This window comes from Corallococcus sp. CA047B, assembly GCF_003612065.1.
Lineage (GTDB): Bacteria > Myxococcota > Myxococcia > Myxococcales > Myxococcaceae > Corallococcus > Corallococcus praedator.
In genome coordinates this window covers 1-7662 of the sequence record NZ_RAWD01000392.1, presented here as the reverse complement: position 1 = coordinate 7662, position 7662 = coordinate 1, and the positions used below count along the sequence as shown (strand labels likewise).

Sequence of the window (7662 nt, the reverse complement as noted above, 5' to 3'; positions counted from 1 at the left end):
CCTCCGCCCCCCGCCGACACGCCCCCCGGATTCCTGACCCGGCGGTCAGCCACGGCTGTTCTATTTCTGACCGGCGGGTTAGGAATGCGGGCGCCATGTCCCGCCCCGCCGACCCGAAGGCCCGCAGCGCGCTCATCGCCGCCGCGCGGGCGGAGTTCGCCCGTCGGGGGGTGAAGGGCGCGCGCGTGGGCGACATCACCGCCGCGTGCGGCCTGTCCAAGGGCGCCTTCTACCTGCACTTCCCCTCCAAGGAGGGCCTCTTCGGAAGCCTCGTGGAGGCGTTCGTGAAGGAGCTGGAGCGGGTGAGCCTGAAGCGCCTGACGTGCATGGAGCACTTCCGCGCGGAGCACGGCCAGCCGGGCCCCGCGGACGTCGCCGCGTGTTCGGAGCGCTACCAGCACTTCCTGCGGATGGAGGCCGCGTCCGACCTGGAGATGCTGGAGCTCATGTGGGAGAGCCGCGAGGTCGTCACCACGCTCATCGTCGGCAGCCAGGACACCGCCTTCGAGTCCGTCATGTGGGACCTGGTGGACCGCGAGGTCGACCGCATCTCCCAGGAGTTCCGCCACCTGCAGGGCCACCACGGGGAGAGCCCGGACGTGGACCCGGGCCTCTTCGGCTCCTTCGTCGTGGGCACCTACCTGCTGCTGGCCCGTCAGATGGGGCGCCTGACGCACAAGCCGGACCTGGCCTCCTGGGCTACCGGCATCCAGCGGCTGATGCATGAGGGCACCGCGCCGCGCAGCAAGCCGCTGCCCTCGTCCCAGACGCTGCTTGCGCCGCCCGCGCCCGTCGCCGCGCGGACCCCTTCCACGCCTTCCACGCGCCGGCGTCACGCCCGCGCGGCCAACCCGCATCGCCCGCCAAGGAAACGCCCGTGAAATCGTCCACGAAGCCCTTCGCTTCCCGTGCCTTCGCCGCCGTGGGCGTGGCCGCCGCGCTGTCGCTCACCGCCTGCGACAAGGCGGACGCCGCCGCCGCGCCGCCCGCCGCCGCCGACAAGGCCGCCACCGCCAAGGCCCCCACGGCCGTGAAGGTCGTCACCCCCCGGGGCGAGCAGGCCTCCGCGTCCGAGGAGGTGACGGGCACGCTGTTCCCCGCGCAGGGCCTCCAGGTGGGCTTCGAGGTCGGCGGCCGGCTGGAGTCGGTGCGCGCCCAGAAGGGGCAGGCCGTGAAGAAGGGCGACGTGCTCGCCCAGCTCAACCCCGAAATCGTCGACGCGCAGGTGGCCGGCGCGGAGGCCGCGGTCGCCGCCGCGGAGGCCGGTGCCTCCATGGCGAGGGACGCCGCCGAGCGCAGCGAGAAGCTCAGCGCGGGCGGCGGCATCAGCGAGCAGCAGCACCGCAGCGCCTCCTCCACCGCCGCGCAGGCCCAGGCGCAGGTGCTGGCCGCGAAGGCGCAGCTGGCCCAGGCCCGCGCGGCGCGCCGCCGTCATGATTTGAAGGCGCCCTTCACCGGCACGCTCATCGAGTCCCCTGACCAGACGGGCGCCACGGTGGCCCCGGGCACGCCGCTCTTCACGCTGGAGCAGTTGGACACGCTCGTCTTCCGCACCACGGTGCCGGAGTCCTCGCGCGCGCTGCTCAAGCCCGGCGTGAAGGTGCGCGTGGTGTCGCTGGGCGGGGGCGCGGCCACCGACGAAGCGGTGGTGCGCACCATCCTGCCGTCCGCCGACCCGAACACCCGCCGCGTGCCGGTGGAGATCGCCGTGCCCAACGCGGATGGCCGCTTCGTGGCCCACACGCTGGCGCGCGCGATGCTCAAGCTGGGCGAGCTGCGCGACGCCCAGGTGATTCCCCTGACGGCGGTGTCCTCCTCCAACGGGGACCACGTCCTCGTCGTCGACGACGGTGCGCTGCGCCGCGTGGACGTGCAGGTGCTGGAGCGCCGCGACCGCGAGGTGGTGGTGCTGGCCGCGTCCGTCCTCCAGCAGGTGGTGGACTACCCGACGCCCGCCCTGACGCCCGGCACCCGCGTCTCCGTGAAGTAGCCACTTCGCGCCCCTTTGCGCCGCGGCCGGTCCGCGCGGCGATGCGAGTCCTCCATGCTTCTCAGTGACGTTTCCATCCGTCGGCCGGTGTTCACGGCCATGCTGTCCCTGTTGCTCGTGGTGCTGGGGCTGATGGGCCTCAAGCGCCTGGGCACCGACCTCTACCCGGACGTCAGCTTCCCCATCGTGGTGGTCAACACCGTCTACAAGGGCGCGGGCCCGGGTGAAATCGAGACCCAGGTCATCAAGCCCCTGGAGGACGCGGTCGCCGGCATCAGCGGCGTGGACAAGATCCACTCCTACAGCCGTGAGAACCTGGGCACCGTCGTCGTGTCCTTCACGCTGGGCACCAGCCTGGACACCGCCGTGCAGGACGTGCGCGACAAGGTGGGCCAGGCGGTCAACAAGCTGCCCACGGACGCGGATGCCCCCATCGTCAGCCGCATCGACCTGTCCGCCACGCCCATCCTCACCTACGCCGTCTCCGCGGACATGCGCTCCCAGGCGCTGCGCAAGCTGTTGGATGACCGCATCAAGCCCGCGCTCGCCCAGATTACCGGCGTGGCGGAGGTGCGCATCACCGGCGGTGACGTGCGCGAGGTGCAGGTGGACATCGACCTGGACAAGGCCCGCGCCGTGGGCATCACGCCCGCGCAGGTGGCTCAGCGCATCGGCACGGAGAACCTCAACCTGCCCGCGGGCCGCCTCCAGCTGGGGCCCAATGAGCTGACGGTGCGCTCCATGGGCGAGTTCCGGAGCGTGGAAGACCTGCGGATGCTGCCCGTGGCCCGCAGCAGCACCGGCGCCCAGGTGCGCCTGGAGGAGATCGCCACCGTGACGGACGGCGTCACCGAGCGCCGCACCACCGCGCGCCTCAACGCCCGCGACGCCGTGGTGCTGGAGATCGTCAAGCAGCCGGGCTCCAACACGGTGGCCGTCAGCGACGCGGTGAAGAAGACGCTCGCGCAGATGACGCCGGTGGTGGGGCAGGGTTTCCAGGCGACGCTGCTCATCGACCAGTCGGAGCTCATCCGCGCCAACACCCACGAGGTGTGGATCGCCATCATCTTCGGCGGCCTGATGGCGGTGCTCATCATCCTGATGTTCCTGCTGGACCCGCGCGGCACGTTCATCTCCGCGCTCGCGCTGCCCACGTCCGTCATCGGCACGTTCTTCGTGATGTACGTGCTGGGCTACTCGCTCAACCAGATGACGCTCCTGTCGCTGTCGCTGGCCATCGGTCTGCTCATCGACGACGCGGTGGTGGTGCGTGAGGCCATCACCCACCGGCTGGAGCAGGGCGAGGACCCGATGAGCGCCGCGTCCAACGGCACCCGGGACGTGGGCCTCGCGGTGCTCGCCACCACGCTGTCCCTGGTGGCGGTGTTCATCCCGGTGGCGTTCATGCCCGGCATCGTGGGCCAGTTCTTCAAGCAGTTCGGCATCACCATCTCCGTGGCGGTGACCATCTCGCTGTTCATCTCCTTCACCCTGGACCCCATGCTGTCCGCGCGCTTCGCCAAGGCGCGCAAGCCCGGGGAGGTGCACCAGGAGGCCGCGGTGTTCCGCGGGCTGCGCCGGTTCCTGGAGGGCACGGAGAACACCTACGCCCGCATCCTGGGCTGGGTGCTGAAGCACAAGTGGACCACCGCGGGCCTCACCCTGCTGGCGCTGGTGCTGTCGTTCGGCGCCGCCAGCACGCTGGGCGCGGAGTTCATGAGCGCGGAGGACCGCTCGCAGCTCATCGTCGAACTGCAGTTGCCGGACTCCTCCAGCCTCGCTCAGACGACCGAGCGCGCAGCGGAGGCGGAGACGCTGCTCAAGCAGCTCCCGGAGGTCACCGACATCTACACCACCGTCGGTCCCAACGGAGACGTCTACAAGGCGCGCATGCGCGTCCTCACCGTGCCCAAGGAGGCGCGCACCAAGGGCATCCCCGTCCTCAAGGAGGAGGCCCGCGCGCTGCTCGTCCCCAACCTCGTCTCCACCGCCATCACCCTGTCGGATCCGCCGTCCATCGAAGGCCTGGGCGACTGGTTCCCCATCATGGTCCGCGTGGTGGGGCCCGACCTGAAGCTCGTCAACGAGGAGGCCGAGCGCATCGCTGGCATCCTGCGAAGCCTGGGCACGTCCGACGTGCGCGTGGACACCAACCCGGCCAAGCCGGAGCTCCAGGTGCAGATTGACCGGGCGCGCGCCACGGACGTGGACCTGTCCGCGGCCTCGCTCGCCATGCAGCTGCGGCTTGCCATCGACGGTGACGTGTCCGCCAAGCTGCGCGAGGGCACCGACGAGACGGACATCCGCGTGCGGCTCCAGGAGCGCGACCGCGCCAACCCGGAGCGCGTGCGCCAGTTGATGGTGTCCACGCCCCGGGGGCTGCGCCAGGTGACGGACGTGGCGAACGTGTCCCTGAAGGACGGCCCCAGCATCATCGAGCACGAGAACCGCGAGCGGCAGGTGGCCGTCGTGTCTCAGCTCGCCAAGGGCGCCGCGCTGGGTGACGTGGCCGCGCAGCTGAAGGCCGCCATCGCGGCGAAGCCGCTGCCTCCGGGCTATGCCATCGTCTACGACGGGCAGATCAAGAGCCTGGATGAGCAGAATGACGCGTTCGGCGCCGCCTTCGGCCTGGCGTTCGTCTTCATCTACATGGTGCTCGCCAGCCAGTTCGAGTCCTTCAAGCACCCGTTCACCATCATGGTGTCGCTGCCGCTGGCGCTCGTGGGCGCGCTCTTGGGACTCGTCGTCACCAACTACCACCTCAGCCTGGGCGCGATGATTGGCGTCATCCTGCTGATGGGGCTCGTCACCAAGAACGCCATCCTCCTCATCGACGGCGCCCTGCACCACCTGCGCGAGGGCGACTCGGTGGACGAGGCCCTGCTCAAGGCCGGCCCCCGCCGCCTGCGCCCCATCCTGATGACCAGCGCCGCGATGGCCATTGGCATGGTGCCCACCGCCGTGGGCACCGGCACCGGCTCCGAGTTCCGCGCCCCCATGGCCATCGCCGTCATCGGCGGCGTCATCACCTCCACCTTCCTCACCCTGCTGGTGGTGCCGGTGGTGTTCGCGGCCATGGAGAAGCTGTCCTTCCGCCGCAAGCAGCCCCGGACGCCCGGCGGCACGCTGGCCACGCCGTCCGCGGACGTGCACGCGGCGCCCGACCGCGCGGCCTGAGGCAGCCGGTCCGCCGAGCATCACGGGGCGCGAGGGGAGTCTGCCTCGCGCCCCGTCGCATTTCCGGCCTCAGCGCACGTACAGCGGCACCTGCGCGGCCCGGACACGCAGGCGCAGGGACTGGCCCTCCGGCGTGTCCGGGAAGAGGCCGCCCCACGCCAGCGTCAGCCGCTCCCCCACGGGCTTCCACGCCAGGTGCCCGCGCATCCGCACGGGCTCATAGCTGGACCGTCCTGCGTCCAGGTGGCGCGCGTCCGGCAGGCCGAACACGGTGTAGTAGGTCAGGTCCGGGGCCTGGGCCTCCGCCAGCCGGTGCAACCCGCTGGGGACGACGCAGGTGACGTCCGCGGTGTGCCAGTCGCCCTCGCGCCCCAGCTCCACGGACAGCGTGCGGAAGCACATCCGGGCCGGCGGACAGCCCATCTCCCCCGCGGTGAGATAGTCGTAGTCCAATCGCACAACCTGAAGCATCTCATTGATGTCTGGGTATCCCTGGGTAGTGAACCCCCAGGCACTGCCGTCCGCTTTGTAGGAGCGGATGCCGTAGGCCCCGTAGAAGACGTTGTACCAGGGGCTCTCCGGGTCGAAGTACGAGGAGCACGCCGCGCCCGCCGGGAAGTCCCCCAGGGTGAAGACGACCACCAGGTCGAAGGGGTGCTTCAGCGTGAAGGCGTCAAAGCACTCCCGCGCCACCTCGCCCAGGGAACCCGGCACGGTGGGGACCGGCGTGGCGACCCCCGCGTGGGTGAGGAAGTCGTCGCGTCCCGGCAGCGGTGTGCCGCGCATGGCCAGCAGGGCCAGTTCCCGTTGCAGTCCCATGGGGGTGCCTCGCGTGAAGTCCGTCCGGCGCCTACAGTATCCCCATGCCCGAGAAGCTCGTCTTCGAGCACACCCTGGAAGGGCTCTTCATCCGTGGGCTGGCCGGGCAGATGACGCCGGTCCTCCGCGAGCGCCTGCGCACCGTGGGCGTGGACCTGGACCGCAAGCTCCAGCCCGCCTACGGCTTCGACGTCTGGTGCTCCGCGGTGCGCGTCTCCGCCCGGCTCCTCCACGCGGACCTGCCGGACGAGGTCGCCCTGGCACGTCTGGGGGAGCGCATGGTGGATGGCTACCGGGCCACCCTGCTGGGGCGGGCCCTCTTCGGCGTGTTGCAGCTCATAGGGCCCCGGCGCGGTGTCTCACGCGCGCAGCAGATGTTTCGCTCGGGCAATAATTATACACAGACACGGATGACGGACTTGTCACCCACGTCGCTGGAGCTGTGGATGAACGAAGCGGGCTTCATCCGCTCCTTCACGCAAGGCGCACTGCTGGCGGGATTGCGCGCCACCGGCGCCGCGGACCCTCGCGTGGAAGTGCATGCCTTCACCGACGCGGATGTCACCTACCGTGTGTCTTGGAATGACACGGACGCGGGCACCCGTCTCCGGACATCAACGCCAGGAGACGGGGCCTCGCGGGGTCCGCTTCGGTAGCCGGGTCGCGGATGCTTCAGCGACCGGCGGCCGCGTGGCCTTCATTCGTGAGCGACAGCCGCACGCGAGCCTTCGCCAGCTGGCTCTGCGCTTCCTCCAGGGACACACAATCCACCGTGATGTCGTCATTGGGGGAGGCTTCCGACGCCACGCGGGCCGTCTGCAGCCGCGCGATGGTGGAATCCGACACGTGCGCGCACATCACACAGCCATTCTTGCGCCCGTGGCTGATGACCTCGGAGAACAGGTTCGCCGATTCCGGCTCCAGCGGGCGAAGCCCCCGCATGTCCGCCAGCACCAGGTGCCGCCCTCCGCCGTAGCTGTCCGTGGCCTTCCGGTAGACAGCCACGTACTCCTTCATCTCGTTCGGCCGCATGAAACCGCTCATGCGGGCAGTGATCGTCCGACGGCTCACATCGTTGGTGACTTCGAACATGGTGCGCCCCTCCCTCGCGGATCAAAGCCTAACAGACGTCTATGTGACTTTGTACAGGCCCCCCCTGCGATTCTCCTGGCGCTGAAGGGTTTGAAAGGAATTGCGTGTTTTTCCTTCTCGGCAGGTTGTAAAAATGAAGAAGCCCGGCCGCGCGCACGCGAGACCGGGCTTCCGGAGCCGGGCAGGGCCCGGAGTGGCTTGGGCGACCGCTCAGGCGGCGCGGACGTTCTGGGCCTGCAGACCCTTGGGCCCGCGGGTCACTTCGAACTCCACCTTCTGGCCCTCGGCCAGGGTGCGGAAGCCATCCATGTTGATGGCGCTGTGGTGGCAGAACACGTCCTCGCCACCGCCGTCCTGAGTGATGAAGCCAAAGCCCTTCGCATCGTTGAACCACTTCACCGTACCAGTAGCCATGAATCGTCTTCTCTTTGTGGGTGGGGCGCGGCACCCCCGCCCTGGGGCGGCGGGTCCTCTCGAAATGTGAGGGCCTGAGTGCGACTCCCAGTCTGCCCTCCGGGGCGGGGTGGGTGGAAGCCCCCCTGCCCACCAGCCAACAGTTCGACGGGTGGGCAGCCTTCCCACCC

Annotated in this window: 7 protein-coding genes; 4 read left to right on the top strand and 3 right to left on the bottom strand. The window is 69.9% G+C overall.

Features of this window, described 5'->3' with window-relative positions; genetic code table 11:
• The first annotated feature begins 95 nt into the window (after positions 1–95).
• Genes D7X74_RS36780 through D7X74_RS36770 form a run of 3 tightly spaced genes read left to right on the top strand, consistent with a single transcriptional unit; the run spans position 96 to position 5167 of the window.
• Complete coding sequence (locus tag D7X74_RS36780) at positions 96–881, top strand: TetR/AcrR family transcriptional regulator (RefSeq protein WP_120537652.1); 786 nt, start codon at positions 96–98, stop codon at positions 879–881.
• A complete protein-coding gene (locus D7X74_RS36775; RefSeq protein ID WP_120537651.1) occupies positions 878–1990 on the top strand; it encodes an efflux RND transporter periplasmic adaptor subunit in 1113 nt (370 codons plus the stop codon). Before D7X74_RS36780 ends, D7X74_RS36775 begins: the two co-directional genes overlap by 4 nt.
• 54 nt (positions 1991–2044) lie before the next feature.
• Positions 2045–5167, top strand: coding sequence for an efflux RND transporter permease subunit (locus D7X74_RS36770; RefSeq protein WP_233595975.1), 3123 nt, complete (start codon positions 2045–2047; stop codon positions 5165–5167).
• A 69-nt stretch (positions 5168–5236) separates the two neighbouring features.
• Here D7X74_RS36770 and D7X74_RS36765 read toward each other — a convergent pair whose 3' ends face one another.
• Positions 5237–5986: a hypothetical protein gene (locus D7X74_RS36765; RefSeq protein ID WP_120537650.1), complete on the bottom strand. Its 750-nt coding sequence runs from the start codon at positions 5984–5986 to the stop codon at positions 5237–5239.
• Positions 5987–6030: 44 nt separating this feature from the next.
• Here D7X74_RS36765 and D7X74_RS36760 point away from each other — a divergent pair, with 44 nt between their 5' ends.
• Complete coding sequence (locus tag D7X74_RS36760; protein WP_120537649.1) at positions 6031–6642, top strand: DUF2378 family protein; 612 nt, start codon at positions 6031–6033, stop codon at positions 6640–6642.
• Between the two features lie 16 nt (positions 6643–6658).
• On the opposite strand, the gene D7X74_RS36755 is transcribed toward D7X74_RS36760, so the two are convergent.
• A complete protein-coding gene (locus D7X74_RS36755; protein WP_233595976.1) occupies positions 6659–7018 on the bottom strand; it encodes a hypothetical protein in 360 nt (119 codons plus the stop codon).
• Between the two features lie 270 nt (positions 7019–7288).
• Positions 7289–7492 (bottom strand): cold-shock protein, encoded by a 204-nt coding sequence (locus D7X74_RS36750; RefSeq protein ID WP_120537647.1) that lies wholly within the window; start codon positions 7490–7492, stop codon positions 7289–7291.
• Between the last annotated feature and the right edge of the window lie 170 nt (positions 7493–7662).

Excerpts from the sequence above, each read along its gene's own strand:
- D7X74_RS36755 (WP_233595976.1), bottom strand. The coding sequence starts at position 7,018 with ATGCGGCCGAACGAGATGAAGGAGTACGTGGCTGTCTACCGGAAGGCC.
- D7X74_RS36760 (WP_120537649.1), top strand. The coding sequence starts at position 6,031 with ATGCCCGAGAAGCTCGTCTTCGAGCACACCCTGGAAGGGCTCTTCATC.
- D7X74_RS36770 (WP_233595975.1), top strand. The coding sequence starts at position 2,045 with ATGCTTCTCAGTGACGTTTCCATCCGTCGGCCGGTGTTCACGGCCATG.
- D7X74_RS36765 (WP_120537650.1), bottom strand. The coding sequence starts at position 5,986 with ATGGGACTGCAACGGGAACTGGCCCTGCTGGCCATGCGCGGCACACCG.
- D7X74_RS36780 (WP_120537652.1), top strand. The coding sequence starts at position 96 with ATGTCCCGCCCCGCCGACCCGAAGGCCCGCAGCGCGCTCATCGCCGCC.
- D7X74_RS36750 (WP_120537647.1), bottom strand. The coding sequence starts at position 7,492 with ATGGCTACTGGTACGGTGAAGTGGTTCAACGATGCGAAGGGCTTTGGC.